The organism is Glaciihabitans tibetensis, assembly GCF_003003265.1.
Lineage (GTDB): Bacteria > Actinomycetota > Actinomycetes > Actinomycetales > Microbacteriaceae > Glaciihabitans > Glaciihabitans tibetensis.
In genome coordinates, this window is record NZ_PVTL01000008.1 from 49,319 (window position 1) to 73,033 (window position 23,715).

Below are 23,715 nucleotides of genomic sequence, written 5' to 3' on the forward strand. Positions count from 1 at the left end.
GTCACTCCGATGCCAGGTCGAGCAGTGGTCGCAACGCGGGATGGGAGAGAGCCTCGGCCGCATCGGGATGATCCAGTACCTCGTCGAAGGCCTTCTTCAGCTCCTTCATCTTGTACTGCTCAACGACAGTGTCGCCGAAGGAGCGAAGGTAGGCCGTCGCTGTCACACGGTTCTGGTTGAACAGCACCTTGATGTCGTTCGCGGTCGGGATGTTGTCGGGGCCGAAGTCTCCGGCCTCCTCGAGGTGCTGCATCCAGTTCGCGTAGATTCGGCGCTGCTTCTCGGTCGGCACCGAGTCATCGATATACGGGTCCCAGTCGGTGTCGAACTCGGTGGTGTGCAGATACCGTGTGTCGTTGTCGAACAGCGTGCACGTCATTGTCTGGATGCCTGTCGCCACGATCGCGAGTTTGCTGTTGCGCTCTTCGCTCTCCTTGAACTTGCGCAATTCCTCCTTGAGCGCTTCGGCGTGCCCGGGCTTGACGTGGAAGAAGAGGCGCAGCTCGGTGACGTGCCCGACCTTGAGACCCATTTTCGCGTCATAGTTCTCCGGAAACTCGTACTCGCGGTTCCGCTTGTCCACCGCGTCCTGTTGCGTCGCGCGGAGTTGGCCAATTTTCTCGACGAGGTCATCCGTACCGGCGTTCGACAGGGCCGCGTAGTCGATGTTGATGTCGTCCGACATGGTTGTTCCTTCCTTCGTTAGCGCGTGGCTCGAGCCACGAGGTTCGCGGCACGGCCGGTCGGCCGCACCTCGAAGTTCTTCACGGCGAGCGGAAGCGCTCGCTTCAGATCGCCCGCGTCGAGCCAGAATTCCGCGGCGTGATCGGCGAAGGCCTCGACATGGCGCTCGACCAGCTCGTCGTAGCGAGCCGCGGCGACGTTGCGCCAGTAGCGGGACTCCTCGCGCTCGTGCCTGCCGTCGAAGATGTGGGCGAGTTGGGCGGCGTAGTCAGGATCGTCCGATGTGGTGGCGAGGGGTAACAGCCTCGCGATCGCCGAGTCCGTTTCGCCCAACGCGGCCTCGACTTCGGCCAGGTGGCCGACCGCCGGGGCGTACGCGGGCAGCCGACGCACAGCCGACTCCAACCAGGCGCGGGCCCGCCCCAGATTGCCCGCGGCGATCCACATATGCGCGCGCTTGAAGTCGAGTTGCGCGACGGGAATCGGCGAGACGCCGCGGTAGCGTTCCCGACTCGCGGCGAAGAGCTCTTCGGCGGTCGCGGTGTCGCCGCGGTCGGCGTGCACCGTCGCGAGGTTTCCCAGCGAGGTGAAATCCGAACGGAGGTCGTCCGCAGAGATAAAGATTGCCAGCGCTTCGTCATAGCGCCCGACGGCCTGGAGAACCACCGCGCGCTCCCCGTCGACCTCGCGCGGGTCCCCACCGAGTCGTGTCGCCTCCTCGAGCTCGGCGAGGGCATCGCGGAAGCGATGGAGCGTCGCCCGAGTGCGCGCGAGGGCGAGGTGCGCGTTCCCGTCGTCCGGGGTCTCGACAGCCAGCTGTTCTGCCAGTGCGGTTGCCCACTCGTAGTCGCTTACGCGGCCGAGGAGGTGGCCGCGCAAGAGGATGAGCTCGATGAGCCCGGACTCGCTGCGCGCCGGGAGACGTCGCGCCGTGGCATCCCGCAGCATGCCCTCGATTTGGGCGCGCAGGTTATCCATTGCGAGCGCACCCGCCGTGGTTCGAAGGTCGGAGTCGAGTGTCTGTGTCATCGCCCGGTCTTTGCTTGCCCCAGTGACGGCAGCTTGGGGGTGGGCGGGTTGAGCTCTGGCGGCACCAGGTACGGGAACTCGTCTGAGGCAGGAACCGCGGGTCCATCGATGCCGTGCGTCAATTGCGGGCCATTGCCTGCGTTGACGAACACGTTCATAAATGTGCCCATGCAGTCGTCGTTCGGGGCGCGGCCGCCACAGGTCGCGTGCGTCGCGCCGTTCTGCATCGCCCGCTCGATCTCGAAGAAGGTGCCGTCGCCCGAGAAGGGTTTCGATACGTCCACGACCATGAAGTCGGCGAGCAGGAGCTCGGTGAGCGGATGAGCACCGTCGGCGCTGAGGGGCCAGTCGACCTTTCCGTCCAGGCCATCCCAGAACGCGAGGTTGGCGTTCATTCGGGAGTGGAACGCGCCGAGGTAGGCGGGGCCAAGCGCGAACGCGTCCTCCTCGTTGTAGAGGTCGCGGATCTCCAGGTCGCTGTTGACCGGGTCGAAGCCTTTGGGAAACAGAACAACGTTCTTGATGTCTGGACGTCCGTAACGTTCGAGTCGAAATTGTGGCGCGCCCGCGATTGCGGTCTCACCGACGACGGCGAACAGAGGCCCTTGGTCGTCGGGGAACATCGCCGATCGGTCACACTCGATCACGATGCTCAGAACGTTCTGATGCGCCACGGTGCTATAGCCAGGGTTCGTGAACGCAAGCTGCCGCGTCATGATCGAACGGATCACCGCGGGCCCGTCGAAGAAGAACGGATCCATGCGCTGGCCAGCGAAAACCCGGTAGCTGTCGCCCGCTGTGCCCTCCTCCCCGACGCGAAATGTCAGCGATTCTCCGTTCGGTGCGATGCACGTGCCCTCCTGCACGTCGCCGCCAGCGGGCGCGTTGAAGACGCAGCTGAACACGTACTCGGTATCGCCGACGTCGAACACCCGCGCGGATGGGTCGACGGACACCGGTCGGATGCGAAACCGGTAGTCGACGACGTCGGAGAACCGTGCTGTCGGACCCGCGAACGGGAACACGTTGAGCACGAGAACGAGCGAGCCCGAACGTTCCGGGCTCGGAAACACGAACATATCCGTGATGTCGAGCGCCGAATCCGAAAACGCCCGCGGGCCGGAGCCGTGGTCAGACATCGCCTACGCTCCGCAGAAAATCCACGAGGGCAACATTCACATTGGCCGGGTCTTCGTCGGGCGGCGAGTGCCCAACGCCCGGGAGAGTGATGATCCCCTGCAGGCCGGGAAATGTCGTGTACAGTCCCGCCAGCGCCGCCGCCTGGCGATCGACGCCGAACAAGGGCTTCGCCGAAGGGTCGCGATCGCCGGTGAGGAACGCTGCCGGTTGCGTGACCGTGACTCCGCTGAGAAACGAGGTGTTCCGCCACGTCGCGTCCTGGGCTGCGTACCAATTCAGTGCACCCTGGATGCCGCGGCGATCGAACTCCGCCACGGCGTAGTCGATCACCCGGTCGTTCAGAAATGGCGGGAGCACGAGGGGAACGGTGTACGTGTCCTCGAACCGCTCCTCGCCCTTTTTCCAGAACGCGCGCCATTGCTCGTCATCGGTGCACGCCCCCGATACGGAGTAGTAGACGCCCGTGATGTAGCCGCGGATGTCTCTCATGATGGCGTCACCGGAGTCGGGTCGCGCGAAGTACTCCTGATAGAACTCAAGGTCCTCCGGAAGTTTTGCGAAACTCTCCACCGGGCTGACCGGCGGGCGCGGCGATGGGGGCGAGCACATCATAAACAGCGCCCGGAACAGGTCGGGCCGCATCGCGAGGGCGTGGTACCCGACCGACGTCCCAAAGTCGTGCCCCACGAGGATCGCCGTCTTCTCGCCCAGCGCGCCCAAAAGGCCGACGAGGTCGCCCACGAGGTGAGTCTGGTCGTAGTCGTTCACGTCGGCCGGGGCATCCGTCTGTCCATAGCCGCGCTGATCGGGCGCGACCACCCGAAAGCCGGATGCCGCAAGCACCTTGATCTGGTGCCGCCAGAGGTACCAGAGGAACGGAAAGCCATGCAGCAGGATGACGAGCGGACCTTTGCCCTCGTCGACGTAGTGCATTCGGAGGCCGTTGACGTCGGCGAACTGATGGTGGAAGACCCGAGGGTCATCAACATCGACGTCGAGCAGCGACATGACGCGCTCAGCTCACCGTGATGGGGGTTTTGAAGACCCCGGTCCATTCGTAACCGTTGGGGTTCCAATTCACCGAACCGTCGAGCGGCTGGCTGCGCCCGAGGTAGTCAATGGCACGCGCCCAGATCTCATGCTCGCCGGGATCCAGCTGCACCTGCGTGCTCCAGAGGTACCAGGCGTAGGGACTGTCCGGAGTGTCAAACTGTGTCGGCTGCCACGTCTCGCCCCGATCCACCGACACCAGCACGGCCTCGAGCCGAGCCATGCCGTCGTTGTAGGCGACCCCACTCACGGTCACGGTGCCGCGGGCAACCGTCGCGTGGGGAGCGGGCTCCAGCACGTAGCTCATCAGTTTGATGAGCCAGGTTGGCCGACTGTTGTCGAGGGTGAATTCGAAGTCGTCGCCGGGCTTCACGGGCGACAGCGGCACCCGGTACTCGACCGCATGATAAAAACACGTCGACTCCGACACCTCGAATCGCAGGCGCGCGAGCCACTTCAACTGCATGGTCCCGAAGAACCCGGGGGTGATGAGGCGAACCGGCCCGCCGTGGATACCGGGAAGCGGCTCGCCGTTGAGCCGCAGGGCGATGATGCTCGTCGCGAGCACGTCGGCGACGGGCAGGCTGTGCTCGAGGTCGGATAGCTCCGGCCCCATCGCGCCCTCGCGCCCCTCGGCGGTGACGTACCTGACCTGCGGGTCGATGATCACGCCGTGCTTCTCGAGCACCGCCGACAGTGGCACACCTGAGAAGACCACATTCGCGACGCCGCCCTGGTTCCACGGGGTACCGGGGATGCTCGGATACATCGCCCGCCCGTTGCCTGAGCACTGGAGCACCATCTCGTACTCGACCTGCTCCATGTCGAGCAGCTCTTCGGCCTGGATGACAATTCGCGACGGTGTCATCAGGCCGACGAGCTCGATCTCCCACCCCTCGATCGGCCGAGCCGCGACAGTGTGCGCCTCGGGGAAGTCCTGGATGTTGCGGATGAAGATGCGGTCCGTGGTCGTGATGCGCTGCCCCGCCATGAGGGCGATGGGCGTCGCCGCGACCAGCGGCTGCGGTGACAGCACTTCGAGGTCGGGGTGCTTTCCCTCGACCCAGAGGTCACCGATGTCCTGTGTTGTTAGCTCCACCACGATGTGTCCTCACGTTGGCACCAGTGCATCTCCCCGCTCTCGAAAGGTACGTCGAATGGATGTCGTGAGGCCTCACCCCTAGCGGATGAAGCACTTCGGACCGCACTCCATGACCCTGAACATGGCGGCCTGATCTCGGAGGATCCATGCATGTACCGGACGGATTTTTGGACACACCCACCTCGATCGGCACGGCTCTCGTCGCCGCGGCAGCACTCGCGTTCGCGCTGAAACGTGCGCGCAGCGAGCACCCCGGAACGCGCCTGGCGCCGGCAGCAGGCGGTGTCGCCACGTTCGTGTTCGCGGCGCACCTGGTGAACTATCCGATCGGCGGCGGCACGAGCGGCCACCTTCTGGGTGCCGCGCTTGCCGCTGTGCTTGTTGGACCGGGGACCGCCATCGTTTGTATCAGCATCGTCCTCGCGGTGCAGATGCTCCTGTTTGCTGACGGCGGCGCCACCGCGCTCGGTACGAACGTTTTGCTCATGGCGGTCATCGGCGTCCTGGTGAGTTGGGGCGCCTTCCTTTTCGTTCGACGAGCGTTGCCCCGCGGCATCCCGTCCATCGTCGTTGCTGCAGCGATCGCCGGGCTTCTGTCCGTGCCGACGGTTGCCCTCGCGCTCGCGGGGCTTTACGCGTTTGCCGGCAACACGCCCGTTGATGGCGGCATGCTCTTCGCCGCGATGCTCGGGCCACACGTTCTCATCGGTGTCGGCGAGGCCGTGATCACCACCGCGGCCGTCGCCGCGGTGATAGCCCTCCGTCCCGACCTTGTGTACGGAGCGCGGAGCATTCCGCTGGAGCCAGCCGTTGCGACCAGGCGATCGTCGGCGTTCGCCCTGCAGGCGGGGACGGTCGGTGTCACGGTGCTTCTGGTCGGCGGGATCGCGCACATCGCGTCCGGACATCCCGACGCGCTGGAGCGCGTCGCCGGCGATCTCGGGTTGGTCGACACGGGGCTCGCGGTTGTGGCCAGCCCGTTTGCCGGATACCTGGTTACGCAGCTGGGTGACTCATGGCTGTCATCGACGGTGGCGGGTTTCGTCGGATGTGCGGCGGTACTCGCTATCGCGGCCCTGACTCGGCTTACAGCTGACGCGACTTCGTCTCGTAGGGCAGCGCCGCTTCGGCTGTAGTCGGCGGGTCAAACGGATCATTCCCCTGGCGGCGATGATCTGGTTCAGTGGAGCGTCTGACAGGCGCGAAGACGCCCACCAACCACCGAACAGGGGAAATGAACCTATGTCGTTCCAGGCCTACCTCGACACCATCGAAGACAAGACCGGGCTCACGCCTCGCCAGTTGCTCGACATCGCCTCGAGCAAGGGCTTCGATGATGAGAAAATCACCGCAGGCGAGATCCTTGAGTGGTTGAAGTCTGACTATGGTCTCGGGCGTGGTCACGGCATGGCGCTTGTTCACGTCATCAAAAAGGGTCCCCGGATCGACAGCAAGCACGTGGGGACAGCGGGATCGCACCGCGACGAGTCGGCAACGCTCTGGCTCGACGGAAAGGCGAGCAACCCCGGATAGCCCTCTCGTCCTCGTTTGCGGACTCGGGCGTGCGGGCTACCGCGTAGCGTCTCGAGGGATCATTTCGTCGGCGGAACCGTCGGCATCGGCCGAGTCGGCCTGCGCAAGGTACTGCGCCGAGATAATGCGATACGACCGGGTGAAGAAGGCGCCGATGGCGGCGATCACCATTACTATTCCGGCGACCAGGAACACGAGCGCGATTCCTCGTGCCTGGCCGTCGCCAAGCAGCCATCCGAGACTGGCGCTCCCGGCATCCGAATTCATATAAGGGATGATCAGGAACTCGGCGATCGGCGCAATGAGGAATGCGGTAACGGGTGCGGCGGCCGACTCGAGCGCCGCGGCGAAGCCGAACACGCGACCCTGGGTGCGGAAGGGCACCACCTTCTGGATGACTGTTTGTTCGGCCGCTTCGACCGCCGGGATCAACGTCATGTAGACCCAGATTCCGGCGGCGTAGAGCCACCACCACTCGCGGATTGTGAAGAGGGCTCCGAGAACGCCCATGAGTATGACGAGCAGCAGCAGGGTGCGGATCGGATTGCGTCCGAGGCCGAACTTCGCGATCAGGAGACCGCCGACAATGAACCCGGTCGATGAGACGCCCAGAACGATGCCCCACCACTCGACGGGGAAGAGCTCGAGGCCGTACGGATCCATCAGCGCCAGGTAGACGCCGCCGATCAGGTTGTTGAACGTCGAGAAGATGATGAGAGCGAACAATCCCGTCGCCGCTCGCACCGCGGTGATGCTGCCGCGGAGATCGATTAGGGGGCGCCGCTCGCCGTCGTGGTGCGGCCGCTCTTCGGGGATGCGGAGGAACAACAGGTGGGCGAGCGCCGCCGCCGAGAGGGCTATCGCAAGGACCAGGGTCCAGCCCATGCCCAACAGCCCGATCGACAGACCGCTGAACACGCTCGTCACCATAAACGCGAGACCCTGCACGGTGCCGACGAGCCCGTTGGCGTTGGCATGCCGTTCGGTCGGAATGAGCAGCGTGACGGTCGTGGACAGCGCGATGTTGCGCATGTTCTCGATGACCGCCCCAAAGAGGATGATGCCGCTGAACAGCCAGAACATCGGCCCGCTGAGGTCGAGCAGGGTGGACTCGGGAAAGGCCAGGTAGAGGCCGAGACTGATCGCGAAGGCGATCAGGGTTACCGCTCCGGCGAAAACCATCACGGAGTGTTTGCGATGCCGGTCGACGATCGTGCCGAAGGCCATGGAGCACACAGCGACGAGCAGCATGTACGCGCCGCCGATGATGCCGGTCGCGAGCACCGAGCGCGTTTCCAGATACACCCAGAAGGTCAGGGCGAACCAGAGAAAGCTCGTGGTGATGTTCGCGACAGCCGTGTTCACGAGCACCTGCGCGAAGGTGCGTGCACCGCCGGGCGGCGGCTCCTGGGATGCGACGGATGCCCCGGCGCGTGTCTCGGACTCGGCGGGTGTCTTGTCTCTCACCGCTGACTCGTCCGGGGCGGGTGTCTCGTCTGCGGTGGCCATGCCGTTCTCCAATCGACGCGCTAACGCTCGTAGGCTGAGGGCGAATGGGTAATGCCGGATCGACAGTCGCCGCAATGGATCGGACTGATGTCGTCCAGTGTAGGGAGATACCGCAGCCATGTGGAGCCGCCAAACGGACAGCGTCGTCCCATGAATGCGCCTCAGCCACGCGTGTCGGTGCTCGTCGCGCCGGATAAGTTCAAGGGCAGTCTCACCGCTGGCGAGGTGGCGCGCTGGATCACGGAAGGGCTCCTCGAGGGTCCGCACGGTCGGCTCCTGTCCTGCAGGCAGCTGCCGCTGGCGGACGGCGGAGACGGCAGCGTCGCAGCCGCCCTGTTCGCTGGATTCGAGCCTCTCGCCCTGACCGTCACCGGTCCGACCGGGCAGCCAGTCTCGACCACCGTGGCCCTGAACGGAACGATGGCACTCGTCGAAGTGGCGACCACCTGCGGGCTCAGCGTGTTGCCGGGCGGCCGCACGGACGCGCTCGGCGCATCCAGCTATGGTGTGGGCGAGGCTATCCGGGAGGTGGTCGCGCGCGGAGCGCGGCGGGTCGTGATTGCCCTCGGGGGCAGCGCGACCACCGATGGGGGAGCGGGGATGCTGGCGGCACTCGGTGCGCGGTTCCTCGACGCCGACGGCGCCACACTCCTTCCCTCCGGTGGCAATCTTTCGCGCGTCCGCTCAGTTGATACCGCCGAACTGCTTCCGTTGGCGGGGGTGGAACTCATCGGAGCCAGCGACGTCACGAACCCCCTCACGGGACCGAATGGCGCGGCGCACATCTTCGCGCCGCAAAAGGGCGCCGACCCGGCGACTGTGATCGAACTCGATGCCGGCCTGTCCCACCTGGTCACGCGTGTCGACACCGCCGGATTCCCTCAGGCCCGCGGCGCGGCACTCGTTCCCGGCGCGGGTAGCGCCGGCGGGTTGGGGTTCGCGATTGTGCTGCTCGGCGGCCAGCTCGTGTCGGGAGCAGACTTTTTCCTCGACCTGCTCGGGTTTGACGGTCATGTCGCCGCCTGCGACATCGTCATCACCGGGGAAGGCTCCCTCGACGCGCAGACATCCCAGGGAAAACTGGTCTCCGTCGTCGGCAAGCGTTCGGGCGGTAAGCCCGTCATCGCCGTAGTCGGACGCAGCGAGCTCGGCGAGGCAGAAGCGGGCGCTCTCGGGCTGTCCCGCGTGTATGCGCTCGCGGACCAGACCGGCCGGGACACCTCCCGCGACCCCGCACTCTCCGCCCGACTTCTTGTGCAGATCGGTCACACGATTGCGGCGGCGCTCGCCGCGTCCGCGGCTGACGGCAGCCCGCCGCGGTAGGGCCAGAAATCTTGTAACCCGCGAGAAACATGAGGGAAACACTCGCTCGAACTACGCGGTCTAGAGTCAGGATTCCTGCACCACATCAGCGCGTTGTCCCGATCACCACTTCGCCAGGCCGTATCGCTCTGCTCCTCGATCGTCCCCGGACGGCGCCGCGCACCGCGGTTATTCCGGCGCGCCCAGCCGAGACGACGGCGCTGTTCCGCGATGAAAGAAGGAATCCTCCCGATGCATCACCTTGCCCCGCGCCGGTCGCGCCTGCGTATGGCCACGGCGGCCATTGCTCTCGCCGTAGGCTTCACGATGGTGAGCGCCGGTTCGGCGTTTGCCGCTCCCGCCCCCGCGATAACGATCACCACCACCGCAAGCGCCGAGGTCGGCCAGCCCGTCGACGTAGCCGTCACCGTTACCGACACCACCGACGTGTTCAGCTACGCGATCACACTGAGCTACGACCCCGCGATCTTCGCGTACAGCGACAACAGCGCGACCGACGGCCCAGCCGGTGGTTTTGACAGCGTCGTAGAGGACGAGGGCGCGGTCACCCTGGTCCACAGTCGTCTCGGGACGTCGCCCGCCCTCGCGGGGAGCCTGCCAGCGTCGTTGTCCTTCACCACCATCGGCAGCGGAACGGGTTCCATCACTGCATCCGTAGCTCTCGTAAATTCAAGTGGTGCCGCGAGCGCAGCCGTTCCTGCTGTAACGAGCGCGCCCATAGTCGTCACGGCGGTGCCCGTGCCCGTGCCGAGCGACACGGCGTCGCCGACCGCCTCGCCCACCCCGTCTGCCGCGCCCTCTCAATCGCCTTCCCCGACTCCCACGTCGAGCGCCGCACCGGCTGCGAATGCCGCACCGACGGGCATCCTGGCCCTCACGGGTGTCGCCGGCGGAGCCTTGGTCTACGTCGCGATCGGAAGCATCCTTGCGATCGCCCTGGGTGTCGTCGTGTACCGCCGCCGAGTAGCGAGCGCCCGATGACCCACTTCAATCAGACTCCTACAACTCGTATCGGGGCCGTACGTCCCCCCTTCTCCGTGAGGAAAAACCCAGTGGCTTTACGTCGCACACGCACGACCGCGGCCGCAGCGACGGGCATCGTCTCGATGCTCGCCGTCAGCGCCTTCGTGGGAACACCAGCGGTCGCCGAACCGATCAACACGGCGGCCTCAACCGGCGTCTTCCTGGCGCCGTACTATACGGAGCTTGACCTCACGGGCGACGAGCAGGTGACTTCCGCGGATCTTGAACTTCTCGCGCAGGCTCTCGGCGCGACGGCGACATCACCCTCCTGGGCGGCCGTCTCCACCGCGGACGTCGATGTCGACGGAACTATCACTCTCACCGACATCGCGACGGTCTCCACCCGGATCATCTACGACGATGGTCCCTTCGACCTCATCGAGGCGACGACCATCGACATGCAGGCCGCGATGAACGCGGGTGTCACCTCGTCTGTTGAGCTCACCCAGGCGTACCTCGACCGAATCGACGCGTACGACCGCGTAAAGGTTGATCCCGCCACCACCGGACGGGCGCTGAACTCGATCATCTCGACCAACTCCACCGCGCTGGCAGCGGCGGCCGCGGCAGACGCAACCCGGGCGGCAGAGGGGATGACCAGCATGCTGCTCGGTATTCCCCTCGCCGTAAAGGACAACTACAACACGAAGGACATGCCCACGACCGCGGGCTGCAGCTGCTGGGACGGCAACCAGACCTCCGACGATGCGTTTATGGTCGAGGGACTTCGCGCTGCCGGGTCCGTCATTCTCGCCAAGGCGAGTCTCGACGAGTTCGCACTCGGGTTCTCGTCTGCATTCTCGTCGTTCCAGGAGCCCGGTGCGTCTCTGCTCGTCGCCAGCCCGTACAACACGACTCGTACCGCGGGCGGATCCAGCGGGGGAACCGGTGCCGCAATCGCAGCGAACCTCGCCGGGATCGGATTCGGCTCCGACACGGGCGGATCGATCCGTGTGCCGTCTTCGTACAACCAGCTCGTCGGCATCCGCCCCACGGTTGGTCTTTCCAGCCGCGACGGCATCGTTCCGCTCGCACTGACCCAGGACACGGGAGGCCCCATCGCACGCAGCGTCACCGACGCGGCGGTTGCACTCGACGCCGTCGTGGGAGTCGATCCCGCTGATCCGATCACGGCTGAGCAGACCGGGCTCGTTCCGGATTCGTACACGGAATACCTCGACCCGACTGCTCTCCAGGGCACCCGGATCGGATACGTGGCCTCCATGGTGGGCACCAACGCGACCGTGTTGCGCCTGTGGAACGAGGCGCTCGACAAGCTCCGGGCGCAGGGCGCGGAGATCGTGGTGATCCCGAGCTCGCCCACCCTCACGGCGACGCTCGACGAGAGCAGCGGAAGCACGAACGAGTTCAAACACGACCTCGCGATCTACACGCAGACCTACCTCAACCCGGCGGTCACGGCGCGGTCCATCCCGGAACTCCTCGCCTCCGGTCGGATGGTCCCTAACCGCAGCACCACGTACACAGCACGCGAAAACGTGACCGAAGAGGCGTACCAGAGATGGGCGGGGCCGACCGGTACACACACGGCCGCAATCGCGACGGGAAGCACCTTCGTGACGTCGTTGCTCGACGACAACAACCTGGACTCGATCATTTACCCGTCGACTGGCCAGTACACCACCATCAGCACCAACATGCGTCTGAGTCCCAATACCGGGATGCCCTCGGTGACGGTGCCGATGGGACAGTCGATACCCACTGACGCCGGTGCGGTCGCTGGCGCCGGCGTGAACCTGGAGTTCCTGGGACGCAACTACGACGAAGGAACGCTCATTGGGCTGACCTACGCGTTTGAGCAGGCCACGCACGCGCGCACCACTCCTGCGCTGTACGGAGCCCTGCCGACGAGGTAGCCCGAGCAAGTCGAATGCCCGCCCCAGCGCCGAACCGGTGCTGGGGCGGGCATTTTTCGTGGTCAGGGCTCGGATGGGGACGACGTGATGATCCCTCGATCCGGGCTATGTTAGATTAGCCTCACCTAACCTGGCGTCGGCCACAGCACCCGGTCCGTCGATCCGATTCCGCTCGGCCTCCCGGGTAGCGGCACGTTCTCCCTCACCGAAAGTCGAGTTTTCTATGCGTTCTCCCCGTTCCCTTGCCGTCACGGCAACCGCGCTCGCGGTCTCCGCTGTGCTCGGCCTCAGCGCCTGCAGCAGCACTGCCGACACCGCCTCTGACGACACGGCGACCGCGGAGGGGTACCCGATCACCATCGAGCACGCCCTCGGCACCACCACGCTGACCGAGAAGCCCGAGCGCGTCGCCACGGTTCAGTGGGAGAACCAGGAAGTGCCGCTCGCGCTCGGTGTCGTTCCCGTGGGAATGGCCGCGGCCAACTTCGGAGATGACGACGGAGACGGAATCCTACCCTGGGTGGCAGAAAAGCTGGACGAGCTCGGGGGCGAAGCCCCCGTCCTCTTCGACGAAACCGATGGAATCGACTTCGAAGCGGTCGCCGACACGAACCCCGATGTGATTCTCGCGGCGTACTCCGGCCTGACGCAGGAGGACTACGACACCCTCAGCGAGATCGCTCCGGTCGTCGGCTACCCGGACGCACCCTGGGCCACGTCGTGGCGCGACTCGATCAAGTTCAACAGCATGGGTATGGGCATGGCCGAGGAAGGCGAGCAGCTTGTCGCCGACATCGAGCAGGAAGTTTCCGACTCCGTTGCCGAGTACCCGCAGCTCGAGGGCAAGGCGACCATGTTCCTGACTCACATCGACCCGACTGACCTGAGCGAGGTCAACTTCTACACCGGTTTTGACACCCGCGGCGCGTTCTTCGAGGACCTCGGCCTGGCCACTCCCCAGAGCGTTGCAGATGCATCGGAAGACAACTCCTTCTCGGGCACGGTCAGTGCCGAGCAGGTCGACGTCTTCTCCGACGTCGACATCCTCGTCACCTACGGAGACGACGAGACCATCGCGCTGCTCCAGGGCGACCCGCTGCTCTCGCAGGTGCCCGCTATCAAGAACGGTGCGATCGTTGCGCTGCCCGACTCCAGCCCGCTGGGAACCGCAGCCAACCCGACCCCGCTCGCCATCTCGTGGGTCCTCGACGAGTACGTCGCGCTTCTTGCCGCGGCAGCCGACAAGGCTCTGTGAGCCTGACGCTGGCTCTGTAACCCAGATCACTCGGTAACCCAGACAACTCCGTACTCCAGACAACCCTGTGACCCAGACAATTCAGCGCCCCGATTCGGGCGTCGCCACCGTGCGACGCCCGAATCGCGTGCGGCTGTTGTGGCTGATTGCGGTGCTGGGGCTCCTCGCCGTCCTCGCGGTAACGTCGCTCGTTGTTGGCTCGCGGGATGTCTCGTTTGACGACCTTCTCGCCGGTCTGCGCGGGTCGATGGACAACCTCAGCCAGGCCGCCGTAGTGAAACGAATCCCCCGCACGATTCTCGCCGTGATCGTGGGCGCCGCGCTGGGGCTCTCCGGCGCGGTCATGCAGGGCGTCACCCGCAACCCGCTCGCCGACCCCAGCATCCTCGGGGTGAACATGGGCGCCTCCCTCGCTGTCGTCACCGGCATCGCCTGGTTCGGGCTGTCCACCGCCACCGGTTACCTGTGGGCCGCGATCGCGGGCGCGGCCGTGACCGCCGTCTTTGTCTACACGATTGGTTCGCTCGGTCGTGGCGGTGCCACCCCGCTCAAACTGGCGCTCGCGGGCGCTGCAACCTCGGCCGCGCTCGTTTCCTTCATCACCGCGGTGGCGCTACCCCGAGGCGACATCTCAGCCAACATCCGATCGTGGCAGATCGGTGGTGTGGGCGGTGCTTCCTTCGACAGCATCCAGCCCATGCTCCCGTTCTTCGTCGTGGGCTGCGCGATCAGTCTGATGTCGGCTCGAGGTCTTAATTCGCTTGCCCTGGGGGATGACCTCGCCGCCAGCCTCGGAGAACGAGTTGCCGTCGCCCGCGCTTTCGCCGCCGTCGGTGCGGTTCTGCTGTGCGGTGCCGCGACCGCTGTTGCGGGCCCGATCGGCTTCGTCGGCCTGGTTGTGCCGCACTTCTGCCGATTGTTGGTCGGCGTCGACCAGCGCTGGCTTCTCCCATTCTCAGCGCTGACCGGCGCGTGCCTGCTCGTCTTTGCCGACGTGATCGGGCGCATCATCGCTCGCCCCGCCGAGCTCGATGTCGGGATCCTCACCGCCCTCATCGGCGCACCGTTCTTCATCGCCATTGTTCGCCGCCAGAAAGTTCGTGCCCTATGACCATGCGTGCGCTATGACCGCGGGCACCGTCTTCGTCAAACCCTCCTCCACGCTCGACCTCGTCGTGCGGGGCCGTGCGCAGCGGGCATCCCGTCGCCGCCTCGTCATGGGGATTCTGGCTGCCTCGATTGTTGTGGTGTTCGCGGTCAGTCTGATGGTTGGCCAGACGTTGTACTCTCCCGCCGACGTGATGGGCGTTCTTCTGGGGCGGGATGTCTCGGGCGCCACCTTCACGATCGGGCGGCTGCGCCTGCCGCGCGCCGTGCTCGCGGTGGTCGCGGGGCTAAGTTTCGGCCTCGCCGGCGTGACCTTCCAGACCATGCTGCGCAACGCGCTCGCCAGCCCCGACATCATCGGAATCAGCGCCGGTGCGAGCGCCGCGGCGTCGTTCGCGATTGTGACCCTGTCGCTCAGCGGCGCCGCGGTGTCGATCTTCGCCATCGTCGCGGGACTCGGCGTTGCGTTGGCCATCTACGCCCTCTCGTACAAGGGCGGTGCGGCCGGCACCCGGCTGATCCTCGTGGGCATCGGAATCGCGGCGATGCTGGAGAGCGTCACGAATTACATCCTGTCGCGCGCGGGCCAGTGGGAGCTGCAGGAAGCGCTGCGGTGGCTGACCGGCAGCCTCAACGGCACCACCTGGCCGCAGGTGCTGACCGCGCTCATCGCCCTCGTGGTGTTCGGCCCGATGCTGCTCAGCCGCGCCGGGCTGCTCGGGGCGATGCAATTGGGCGATGACACCGCGGGCGCGCTCGGAGTACGGGTGGAGCGCACCCGCATCATCGTGATCTTCTCCGCGGTCGGGCTGATCGCGTTCGCCACCGCCGCGGCCGGTCCCATCGCATTTGTGGCGTTTCTGTCTGGGCCGATCGCATCGCGCCTGATCGGGCCCAACGGCTCGGTTCTCCTGCCGGCGTCACTGGTCGGGGCGTTGCTGGTGCTGGTTGCCGATTTCTGCGGGCAGTACGCCTTCGGCACGCGATTCCCCGTCGGGGTCGTCACGGGCGTGCTCGGCGCGCCCTATCTGATCTACCTCATCGTCCGAACGAACCGAGCGGGAGGCTCCCTATGACCTCGTCCCACACCCTCGTTGCCCAAGCCCTGACCCTGGGGTACGGCGACAGCACCGTGATCAACGGACTGGATCTCATCGTTCCGGGCGGCCAGATCACGGCCATCGTGGGCCCGAACGCCTGCGGCAAATCCACCCTGCTGCGGTCGATGTCGCGCCTGCTGGCTCCCCGCGATGGCCGGGTTCTGCTGGACGGAAAGTCCGTGCACAAGATCCCCGCGCGGGAGCTGGCCCGCACCCTCGGGCTTCTGCCGCAATCGCCGATCGCGCCCGACGGGATCACGGTCACCGACCTCGTCGGACGCGGGCGGCAACCGCACCAGGGGCTGTTCTCCCGCTGGACTCGCGAGGACGAGCAGGCCGTCGCGGACGCGCTCGACGCGACAGACACGGCGTCCCTCGCCGACCGTTCCGTCGACGAACTCTCCGGCGGCCAGCGCCAGCGGGTGTGGATCGCGATGGCTCTCGCCCAGCACACAGACCTGCTGCTGCTCGACGAACCGACCACGTTCCTCGACGTGAGCCACCAGATCGAGGTCCTTGACCTGCTCACTGACCTCAACCGCTCGCGCGGCACCACCATTGTCATGGTGCTCCACGATCTCAACCTGGCTGCCCGCTACGCAGACCACCTGATTGCCCTCGCCGACGGACGCGTGCATGCGGCGGGCGCACCCGCTGACGTGCTGACCGAGGAGTGTGTTCGCCACGTTTTTGGTATTGAGAGCAAGGTCATTCTGGACCCGACATCCGACAAGCCCCTCATGCTCCCCATCGGACGGCACCACATGAACGTGACGGTCTAAACGCTCAGTCCAGGACCGGAGAGACGCTCACACCAGGATCGGAAACGTCGCGAGGATGACGCATCCGGTCGTAGCCAGGGCGATCGCGAGCCCGAGGAGCACCCAGTCCACCCAGAGGAAACGGTTGCGGCTCGACATCGCGCTGAAGAACAGGACGAGCGCGAAGAGCACGGTCAGCAAAGAGTAGTTGTCGCCGCGCTGGTTGCTCACCAGCGCGCTCGCGAACTTCTGGTCGGCCTCGTCCGAGAACTTCTGCGCCTGCACCTGGCCCGCGGGCACGTAGGAGGGCTCGGCGAACGGCGACTTCGCCTGCTCGCCGTCCCGTTCCCAGTCGGCAAAGGCGACCGCGAACTCGGGGGTGAACCGTTCCTCAACGTAGGACTCGAGCGCAGTGTCGCCGGTGGCGCGGGCGTCGATCCACTGCGCGTAAATCGCCAGGTCGATCGAGCGTGCATCGCGGGCCTCGCTCGATGCGTCGGACGACTTGATGCGCGCGGCAGATGCCTGACTGAAGTTGATCGACATCTCGCCGCCCCACTTGGACGATTCGAAGCCGCACCAAGCCGTCAGGATCGCGGTGACGGACAGCACAAAGACGGCGAGGATCTCGCGGACCTCGGTGCTCCGTAGCTTCTCCTCGCGCTTTTCTGGCTTGGATGGGGATTTCGGTTCCGCCTGCACGACGTCTCCTTGGCTGACCGTTCGGCGGCGATCTCGTGCCCCGGCGTTCTCGTTCGGCGACGATCTCGTGCCCCGGCGTTCTCGTTCGGCGGCGTCAGTGGGTGAAGGTGGAGACGAGCCCCTCGGTGGGCATCGGCGACGTGAGGGCGTCGAGGTAGTCGACGGCGTCGCGAATGTCATGCATCAGGCTTTCTGCGAGGTTTCGGCTGAGCCCGTTGCGCACCACGATGCGCTGCACGACCATGTCGGCGAGGTCGTCGGGCATGGGGTACGCCGGTATCAGCCAGCCCTTGAGGCGGAGGCGCTCGGACAGGTGGTACAGATTCCACTTGTCTGTGTACTTCGCGGTCAGCTGCCAGGCGAAGACCGGGATGTCGGTGCCATCATTCCACAGGGTGAAGCACGGCGTGCTCGCAATCTCCCCGGCGAGGTAGACCGCGACATCCTGCGACGTCTTCTGCACCTTGTAGTACCCGTCCCATCCGAGGCGCAAAAACAGGTAGTACTGCAGCAGCACCTGCGCGCCCGGACGCGAGAAGTTCAGTGCGAAGCTCGGCATGTGACCGCCGAGGTAGGTGACGTCGAACACGAGATCCGCGGGAAGGTCGGCGGTCGTGCGCCAGACAACCCAGCCGAGACCCGGGTAGACCAGCCCGTACTTGTGCGCCGAGGTGCTGATCGAGGCCACGCGTTCGAGGCGGAAGTCCCAGACCAGTTCGGGCTGCAGGAAGGGCGCAATCATGCCGCCGGATGCCCCGTCCACGTGAATCGGCACGTCCAACCCGGTCGCGGCCTGAATGCGATCCAGCGCCGCCGCAATCTCGGCCACCGGCTCGTACATGCCCGTGTAGGTCACGCCCATGATGGCGACCACACCGATCGTGTTCTCGTCGACATACTGGTCGAGCGACGACCCGTCGAGAACCTTGTGTTCCTCGGAGATCGGCACGTAGCGCGGCTCGACATCCCAGTAGTTGCAGAACTTCTCCCAGCACACCTGAACGGCGCTCGACAAAATCAGGTTGGGCCGATCGGTCGGTTTGCCCGCGGCTTTGCGGTCCTGCTGCCAGCGGCGCTTGAGGGCGAGCCCGCCGAGCATGCACGCCTCGGACGATCCAATCGTGGAGGTGCCGATCGCTTGCTCCGCGTCCGGGGCGTTCCAGAGCGACGCGATCATTTTCCAGCATCGGGTTTCGATCGCCGCCGTTTGCGGGTACTCGTCCTTGTCGACCATGTTCTTGTCGGCCGTCTCGGAGTACAGCTTTGCCGCGTACGGGTCCATCCAGGTGCCGACGAAGGTCGCGAGGTTCAGCCGTGAGTTACCGTCGAGCATCGCCTCGTCGTGCACGATCTGGTACGCGGTCTCGGGCAGCGACTCCGTCGCCGGCAGCTCGTCCAGCGGAAAGTCGGTGGCTTCGCCCGCCCGCGCAAACAGCGGATTGAGCTGGTTCTGCGACCCGTCGCCCGTGAACCCGCGCGCTGTCTCGCCCGATTGCGCTGAAGCTGTCGATTTCGTCGCTCTCGATTTCGTCGGAGAAGTGGCCGAAGAGGTGGTTGTCGTCATGGCTTCGAGAGTAGGAATCGGCGGAGGGTGCGTCGTCATCCGAGGCGGGTGATGTACGGCGGATGCCACGGCGCCTAGCCTCGCTGCATGCCAGCCCCTCGAGCGCTACGTCTTCGTCGGGAGGCCTGGGGTTTCGCGATCGGCTCCGGTTTCTTCCTCGTGGGAGCCGTGCCCCTCTACGCTGACGCGGTCGGTCTAGTGGCCACCAACGTCACGTTCTTCGTGGGCGCGATCTTCTTCACCCTCGCCGCGTTCATCCAGCTTGCGCTGAGCGGGCGCCCGCCTGGCGGCGGGCGCGAACCTGGCGGCGGGCGCCAAGCGGGCGGCGGGTGGTCGAAGCCCGACCGGTACGACTGGTGGGCGTCTGTGGTGCAGTTCGGCGGCACCCTCTTCTTCAACCTGAGCACCACGCAGGCGCTGCTGATCGCGCTCAACCCCTCCACACGAGTGAACAGCGGGTGGCGGCCCGACGCGTTCGGCTCGCTGTTGTTCCTGGTCGCGAGCGTCTGCGCGGTGCTCGCCACGACTCAACGTGACGCGTTGTGGGATCCCAACGCGCGCGTCTGGCGGTGCACCTGGTTGAACCTGCTCGGGTCGGTATTCTTCGCAATCTCCGCCGTCGGCGCGTACGTCCTTCCTGCGAGCAAGGATCTCATCAGCCAGTTCTGGGCCAACGCGGGGACATTCTTCGGTGCCGCGTGCTTCCTGATCGCGGCGCTGCTCAGCCGAGCGGGGGCAACGGATCGGCGGGACGAGCCGCGCTCCGCCGCCTGAGCCGCGCGCACTGTCTGAACCGCGCGCACTGTCTGAACCGCGTACGCTGTCTGAACCGCGCACGCTGCGTGGACACCGCGCGTGACTCAGGCCTGGCTGTCGGCCCAGCCGGCGATGTCGACGCCGTGATTGTCCGGCGACGCAATTGTCCACCACTTCGGAGCTTCGCTTTCGTCGACCATTCGGCCTCCCGCTGCGATTGCGGCCTGCACACGCTGATGCGCCTGGTCGGCCGGCACCGAGATGTCGATGTGGGTGCGCCCGCGTCCGGGCCGAGGCGGTCGCACGCGATGGAACCACAGATGCGGGCCCCGCCGAAGTGGGTCCACGAGGTCTTCGTCTCCAACCCTCTGGTAGCCGAAGGCCGCTTCCCAGAATGGACGGGTGTCCACATCGGCATCCTGTGCGACGGCGATGCCCACAACCTGCACCGCACCTGGGTCGGGACGCAGCCCCAGCTTGTGCGCCGCGGCGCTGATCGCGACGGCAAGCTCAGCGTCTTTCCTGCTCAGCGCTCCGTCGGCACGGGAACAGCAACGAATCGTGACCCCTTCGGGCCGCAGATCCACGTCAGGATCGTGACTGACCACCGACGCTGCATCTGCGATCGCCGACACGAACTCGGCGGCTTGGGCGAAGGAACCCGTCCGGTAGAAGGCGTGTGCACCCCAGAACAGCACGCGCCAGTCCTCGACGCCCGGGGTTGCATGAAACTGCAGCGGCAGGAGCTGTTCGAACGCGGGCGTGGCGCCCGGTGCATCCGTTTCATCATCGTTCATTGCTTTTCTCCCTCGGGCTCGCGGGTCGGCTGTGGGGACCTCACACCCGAAAGAATGCCATGGGCGCAGCCGGCGAGCAGTGCCAGGAGGAGAATTTTGTGCTGGACGCCCGGATGCCGGTCCCAGAAACCCGGATCTCGCATCCAGCGACCCGGATTTCGCACAGAGCGACCCGGATTTCGCACCGAACACTCCGATTCACGCACTCAGCGGCACGATCCTCCGCCCACCGGACAGTTGTCGACTCGACGACCTCATCCAGACCATCGAGAGGCCAGCAATCGACCGATTCGAGAAGAAACTGCCACGGGACTGCCCGCTGGGTGAGACGCGGGATCGATAGGTGGCCGGTGGGCCGTGGGAGGGATCGAGAACTGGCCGGTCGGCGCTGGGAGGGATCGAGGTGGGCAGTGGGAGGGACCGAGAACTGGCCGGTCGGCGGATTGCCGCGATGGTCGGCCGCGCGGATCCGAGTTAGCCGGAGCGGGGCTCCGGGTGGAAGGCGCCGCGGTGGAGTTCGTACGCCCGGGCCTGCCCCGGAGAGGCGGGGTCGTCGGCGATCGGACGGTCGGCCATGAACTGGCGGATGACATTGGCCAGCTCGCCGGGGTTGCTGAAGTTGATCGCGTGGGCAGCACCCTCGATGATGACCAGCAGAACGTGGTTGCTGGTTCTGCTGGCGACCTCCTGCACGCGCGCGGGACCGGGCATCAGGGGGTCCCGGTCGCCGATGACCACGAGCGTGGGAATCTGCAACGCGAGCAGCCGGTCGAGAGAGGGGTACTGGGTCAGCGCATGGAACATCTTGAACGTGCTGGGGACGCCGAAACGGAGGTAGTCCGGTGCTGCCACACGGATCATCCGGGCGGGCTCGCGCATGCCGTCGACGGCGAGCTGACGCACGGCGCGAAGGAGCGGCTGATTGGTCACGCCGCCAGCCGGTGACACCAGCACCGCCCGATTGACGCGCTTGGGGTAGTGGTATGCGAACTCGCAGATGACCGGGCAGCCCATCGAGTTGCCGACCAGTGTCGCGGACGCCACCCCACGGTCATCGAGAAAACGGGCGGCCGCGTGGGCGAGTCCCGGCACGTCCAGAGGGCGCGGCGGGTTGCCGCTGCGACCGAACCCGGGCAGATCGGGAACGAGGGTGTGGAAATCGTCGCGGAGCAGCTCCGCAGTGGGGAGAAGGTAGCGGCCCGACAGGCCGAACCCGTGCAGGTGCACCATGGTCTCGGCCTGCGGTGGTGTGGGTGATTCCCGATAGAAGACCCGGATGCCGTCGACGGTCGTCCAGCGCTCGGCAAGGGCTGACGCGGGTTTGGCGGGATGTCGGCGAGTTCGAGGCACGAGGTCGAAAATAGTGCGGCGGAGCAGGTTGTGCATCATGCTGGCGGGGTGATGTTGCCCGCGTCACCCAGTGCAAGGAGTTACCCGAATGGCCACACCCATCCCCGCACCAGCCCAGGTAAACGATGCCACAGCGCTCGACGCTGCGGATCCGCTCGCAGAGTTTGTGTCGAGGTTCGTCGCGAGCTCCGACGTGGTGTCCTACCTCGACGGCAATTCTCTCGGGCGTCCGTTGCGAGCGACGGAGGAACGGTTCGCGTCGTTCATCCGGGCTCAGTGGGGTGGCCGCCTCATTCGCTCCTGGGATGAGGAATGGATGGAGTTGCCGCTCGTCGTGGGAGATCGGATCGGGGCATCCACCCTCGGAGCCGCCGCGGGCCAAACCGTCGTCGCCGACTCGACCACCGTCATGCTCTACAAGCTCATTCGCGCCGCGGTGGATGCACGCCCGGGTCGCTCCGAGATCGTGATCGACGACGACAACTTTCCGACCGACCGCTTCGTGATCGAAGGGATTGCCGCCGAGCGGGGACTGACCGTTCGGTGGATCCGCCCAGATAAATCCGCGGGGGTGACCGTCGAGCAAGTCCGTGACGCGGTCTCTGACTCCACCGCCGTGCTGGTGCTCAGCCACGTCGCGTATCGGTCGGGGTTTCTCGCCGATGTCAAAGAGATCACCGCGGTCGCCCACGAGAGCGGCGCGCTCGTGCTCTGGGACCTCAGCCATTCCGTCGGTGTGATTCCCACCGCACTCGACGAGTGGCGGGTGGACCTCGCGGTCGGCTGCACCTACAAGTACCTCAACGGCGGCCCCGGTGCTCCCGCATTCGGCTACGTAGCCCATCGCCTGCAGTCCGAACTCACCCAGCCGATCTGGGGGTGGATGGGAGCGGGCGATGTATTCGCGATGAGCGATGGCTACCGGCCCGCCGACGGGATGCGTCGCTTTATCAGTGGCACGCCGCCCGTCGTGGGAATGCTCGCGATGCAGGACATGCTTGACCTCATCGACGAGGCCGGGATAGACGCGATCCGCGCCAAGTCTCTGGCCCTCACCGACTATGCACTCCACCTGGTCGACCGCTGGCTCGCGCCGCTCGGCGTGGCCGTGGCCACGCCACTCGAGCACACCAGCCGCGGGAGCCATGTCACCATCACGCACCCCGCGTTCAAGGCCGTGACCGCGGAGTTGTGGAAGATCAACGTCATCCCCGACTTTCGCAACCCCGACGGAATTCGGATCGGACTGTCGCCGCTGAGCACGTCGTTCGAAGAACTGAACCGCGGGGTGACGGCGATTCGGAACGCCCTGGTCAGCCGGGAGAAGTAGTCGCAATTTCGCGCGCACGCTGCCCGACCGGGCGAGCGAATCGCTGCCCCGACCGAGCGAGCAAATCGCGGTCCCGCAAGTAAAGGCGTCGCCATAACACCCGGCGCAACATTGCCCGTTTGGGACCTTTGGCCCTGTGCCCCGAATGGGGGCCAAACGAACATCGCTGCTATACGGACGCAGTACCGATGCGTTCGAAACAACGATGTGGGGTCCCCGTGGGAAGACTGGTCTATGGTTTGGGTTCATTTGTCGCCGATTTCGACGACCGAGCCCTCGCCCATATAAAAGCAATCACACTGTCAAAGCTTCGACGCAACGAGAGTTTCGCGTTCACCTGTGAGATTCCGGTGGCTGCCGGGAGCGGGCATGTGTGCCTCTGGATGAACGCGGCCATACCGATCCAGTTCGAGTTTGTGGGGAGCAAGGAGCCCACACTCAACCGCGCCTGGCTGGAGGAACTCGTCCAGCTTTCCAACAGCCCAACGGGACTGCGGGTAACCCCAGAACCCGACCCCGTGCGTTCGGTGATGCACAGTCCAAAGCCGACCGACGAGAAGTTGCCCGGCGAACGAGTAGGTGCCCAGCGAGTGGGCGCAGGAAGGCTGAACCACTGAGAATCGTAATGTTCTGCTGAGTTTTTTTGCGTGTGACCTGACACGGGGGCTTAAGGGTGGCACGATCGATGTATGGCTGGAAAGCGGGTCGGCGCTGGTGTGCGCG

22 protein-coding genes are annotated in these 23,715 nt (G+C 65.7%); 12 read left to right on the forward strand and 10 right to left on the reverse strand.

Annotation, left to right across the window (positions count from 1 at the left end):
* Window position 1: 1 nt before the first annotated feature.
* From B0I08_RS14345 to B0I08_RS14365, 5 genes are read right to left on the reverse strand one after another with little or no spacing between them, the layout of a single operon-like run.
* Window positions 2-685 (reverse strand): hypothetical protein, encoded by a 684-nt coding sequence (locus tag B0I08_RS14345; protein WP_106214041.1) that lies wholly within the window; start codon window positions 683-685, stop codon window positions 2-4.
* A gap of 17 nt (window positions 686-702) precedes the next feature.
* Complete coding sequence (locus tag B0I08_RS14350) at window positions 703-1,713, reverse strand: tetratricopeptide repeat protein (RefSeq protein ID WP_106214043.1); 1,011 nt, start codon at window positions 1,711-1,713, stop codon at window positions 703-705.
* A complete protein-coding gene (locus tag B0I08_RS14355) occupies window positions 1,710-2,852 on the reverse strand; it encodes a DUF4331 family protein (RefSeq protein ID WP_106214045.1) in 1,143 nt (380 codons plus the stop codon). The genes B0I08_RS14350 and B0I08_RS14355 overlap by 4 nt, the downstream gene beginning before the upstream one ends.
* Window positions 2,845-3,861 carry an alpha/beta fold hydrolase gene (locus B0I08_RS14360; protein WP_106214047.1) on the reverse strand — a complete coding sequence of 339 codons (1,017 nt, stop codon included), beginning with the start codon at window positions 3,859-3,861 and terminating at the stop codon, window positions 2,845-2,847. The genes B0I08_RS14355 and B0I08_RS14360 overlap by 8 nt, the downstream gene beginning before the upstream one ends.
* A 7-nt stretch (window positions 3,862-3,868) precedes the next feature.
* On the reverse strand, window positions 3,869-5,005 hold the full coding sequence (locus B0I08_RS14365) for a molybdopterin-dependent oxidoreductase (RefSeq protein ID WP_106214049.1): 1,137 nt from the start codon (window positions 5,003-5,005) through the stop codon (window positions 3,869-3,871).
* 146 nt (window positions 5,006-5,151) lie between these two features.
* Here B0I08_RS14365 and B0I08_RS14370 point away from each other — a divergent pair, with 146 nt between their 5' ends.
* Together B0I08_RS14370 and B0I08_RS14375 are read left to right on the forward strand one after the other, a co-directional pair.
* Window positions 5,152-6,141: an energy-coupling factor ABC transporter permease gene (locus tag B0I08_RS14370; protein ID WP_106214051.1), complete on the forward strand. Its 990-nt coding sequence runs from the start codon at window positions 5,152-5,154 to the stop codon at window positions 6,139-6,141.
* 106 nt (window positions 6,142-6,247) lie between these two features.
* On the forward strand, window positions 6,248-6,538 hold the full coding sequence (locus B0I08_RS14375; protein ID WP_106214053.1) for a DUF4287 domain-containing protein: 291 nt from the start codon (window positions 6,248-6,250) through the stop codon (window positions 6,536-6,538).
* 36 nt (window positions 6,539-6,574) lie between these two features.
* Here the strand turns inward: B0I08_RS14375 and B0I08_RS14380 are convergent, their stop codons facing one another.
* The gene (locus B0I08_RS14380) at window positions 6,575-8,047 is read right to left on the reverse strand and encodes an MFS transporter (RefSeq protein WP_106214055.1); all 1,473 of its coding nucleotides are present in this window, start codon (window positions 8,045-8,047) and stop codon (window positions 6,575-6,577) included.
* Window positions 8,048-8,197: 150 nt separating this feature from the next.
* Between B0I08_RS14380 and B0I08_RS14385 the strand changes: the two genes are divergently transcribed.
* The 7 genes from B0I08_RS14385 to B0I08_RS14415 all read left to right on the forward strand — a co-directional run bounded on the left by B0I08_RS14385 (window position 8,198) and on the right by B0I08_RS14415 (window position 16,514).
* Complete coding sequence (locus B0I08_RS14385; protein ID WP_219905681.1) at window positions 8,198-9,370, forward strand: glycerate kinase; 1,173 nt, start codon at window positions 8,198-8,200, stop codon at window positions 9,368-9,370.
* Window positions 9,371-9,601: 231 nt separating this feature from the next.
* Window positions 9,602-10,351, forward strand: a complete 750-nt coding sequence (locus B0I08_RS14390) for a cohesin domain-containing protein (RefSeq protein WP_106214059.1) — start codon at window positions 9,602-9,604, stop codon at window positions 10,349-10,351.
* Between the two features lie 71 nt (window positions 10,352-10,422).
* Window positions 10,423-12,270: an amidase family protein gene (locus tag B0I08_RS14395; RefSeq protein ID WP_245884830.1), complete on the forward strand. Its 1,848-nt coding sequence runs from the start codon at window positions 10,423-10,425 to the stop codon at window positions 12,268-12,270.
* Window positions 12,271-12,493: 223 nt separating this feature from the next.
* A complete protein-coding gene (locus B0I08_RS14400) occupies window positions 12,494-13,525 on the forward strand; it encodes an iron-siderophore ABC transporter substrate-binding protein (protein WP_106214063.1) in 1,032 nt (343 codons plus the stop codon).
* Window positions 13,526-13,592: 67 nt separating this feature from the next.
* A complete protein-coding gene (locus B0I08_RS14405; protein WP_106214065.1) occupies window positions 13,593-14,636 on the forward strand; it encodes a FecCD family ABC transporter permease in 1,044 nt (347 codons plus the stop codon).
* 13 nt (window positions 14,637-14,649) lie between these two features.
* Window positions 14,650-15,708, forward strand: a complete 1,059-nt coding sequence (locus B0I08_RS14410) for a FecCD family ABC transporter permease (RefSeq protein WP_106214067.1) — start codon at window positions 14,650-14,652, stop codon at window positions 15,706-15,708.
* On the forward strand, window positions 15,705-16,514 hold the full coding sequence (locus tag B0I08_RS14415; RefSeq protein WP_106214069.1) for an ABC transporter ATP-binding protein: 810 nt from the start codon (window positions 15,705-15,707) through the stop codon (window positions 16,512-16,514). The genes B0I08_RS14410 and B0I08_RS14415 overlap by 4 nt, the downstream gene beginning before the upstream one ends.
* 27 nt (window positions 16,515-16,541) lie before the next feature.
* Here B0I08_RS14415 and B0I08_RS14420 read toward each other — a convergent pair whose 3' ends face one another.
* Window positions 16,542-17,195 (reverse strand): hypothetical protein, encoded by a 654-nt coding sequence (locus B0I08_RS14420; protein ID WP_106214071.1) that lies wholly within the window; start codon window positions 17,193-17,195, stop codon window positions 16,542-16,544.
* Window positions 17,196-17,289: 94 nt separating this feature from the next.
* A complete protein-coding gene (gene gad / locus B0I08_RS14425; RefSeq protein WP_106214073.1) occupies window positions 17,290-18,759 on the reverse strand; it encodes a glutamate decarboxylase in 1,470 nt (489 codons plus the stop codon).
* An 87-nt stretch (window positions 18,760-18,846) separates the two neighbouring features.
* Between gad and B0I08_RS14430 the strand changes: the two genes are divergently transcribed.
* On the forward strand, window positions 18,847-19,533 hold the full coding sequence (locus B0I08_RS14430) for a YrhK family protein (RefSeq protein ID WP_106214075.1): 687 nt from the start codon (window positions 18,847-18,849) through the stop codon (window positions 19,531-19,533).
* Window positions 19,534-19,619: 86 nt separating this feature from the next.
* On the opposite strand, the gene B0I08_RS14435 is transcribed toward B0I08_RS14430, so the two are convergent.
* Window positions 19,620-20,312 carry a VOC family protein gene (locus B0I08_RS14435; protein ID WP_106214077.1) on the reverse strand — a complete coding sequence of 231 codons (693 nt, stop codon included), beginning with the start codon at window positions 20,310-20,312 and terminating at the stop codon, window positions 19,620-19,622.
* Window positions 20,313-20,786: 474 nt separating this feature from the next.
* Window positions 20,787-21,701, reverse strand: coding sequence for an alpha/beta fold hydrolase (locus tag B0I08_RS14440; protein WP_245884831.1), 915 nt, complete (start codon window positions 21,699-21,701; stop codon window positions 20,787-20,789).
* 49 nt (window positions 21,702-21,750) lie between these two features.
* Here B0I08_RS14440 and kynU point away from each other — a divergent pair, with 49 nt between their 5' ends.
* Together kynU and B0I08_RS18355 are read left to right on the forward strand one after the other, a co-directional pair.
* Window positions 21,751-22,992 carry a kynureninase gene (gene kynU / locus B0I08_RS14445; RefSeq protein ID WP_106214079.1) on the forward strand — a complete coding sequence of 414 codons (1,242 nt, stop codon included), beginning with the start codon at window positions 21,751-21,753 and terminating at the stop codon, window positions 22,990-22,992.
* 188 nt (window positions 22,993-23,180) lie between these two features.
* Entirely contained in the window at window positions 23,181-23,609 is a 429-nt protein-coding gene (locus B0I08_RS18355) for a DUF7882 family protein (RefSeq protein WP_483866726.1), read from the forward strand.
* Window positions 23,610-23,715: the final 106 nt, after the last annotated feature.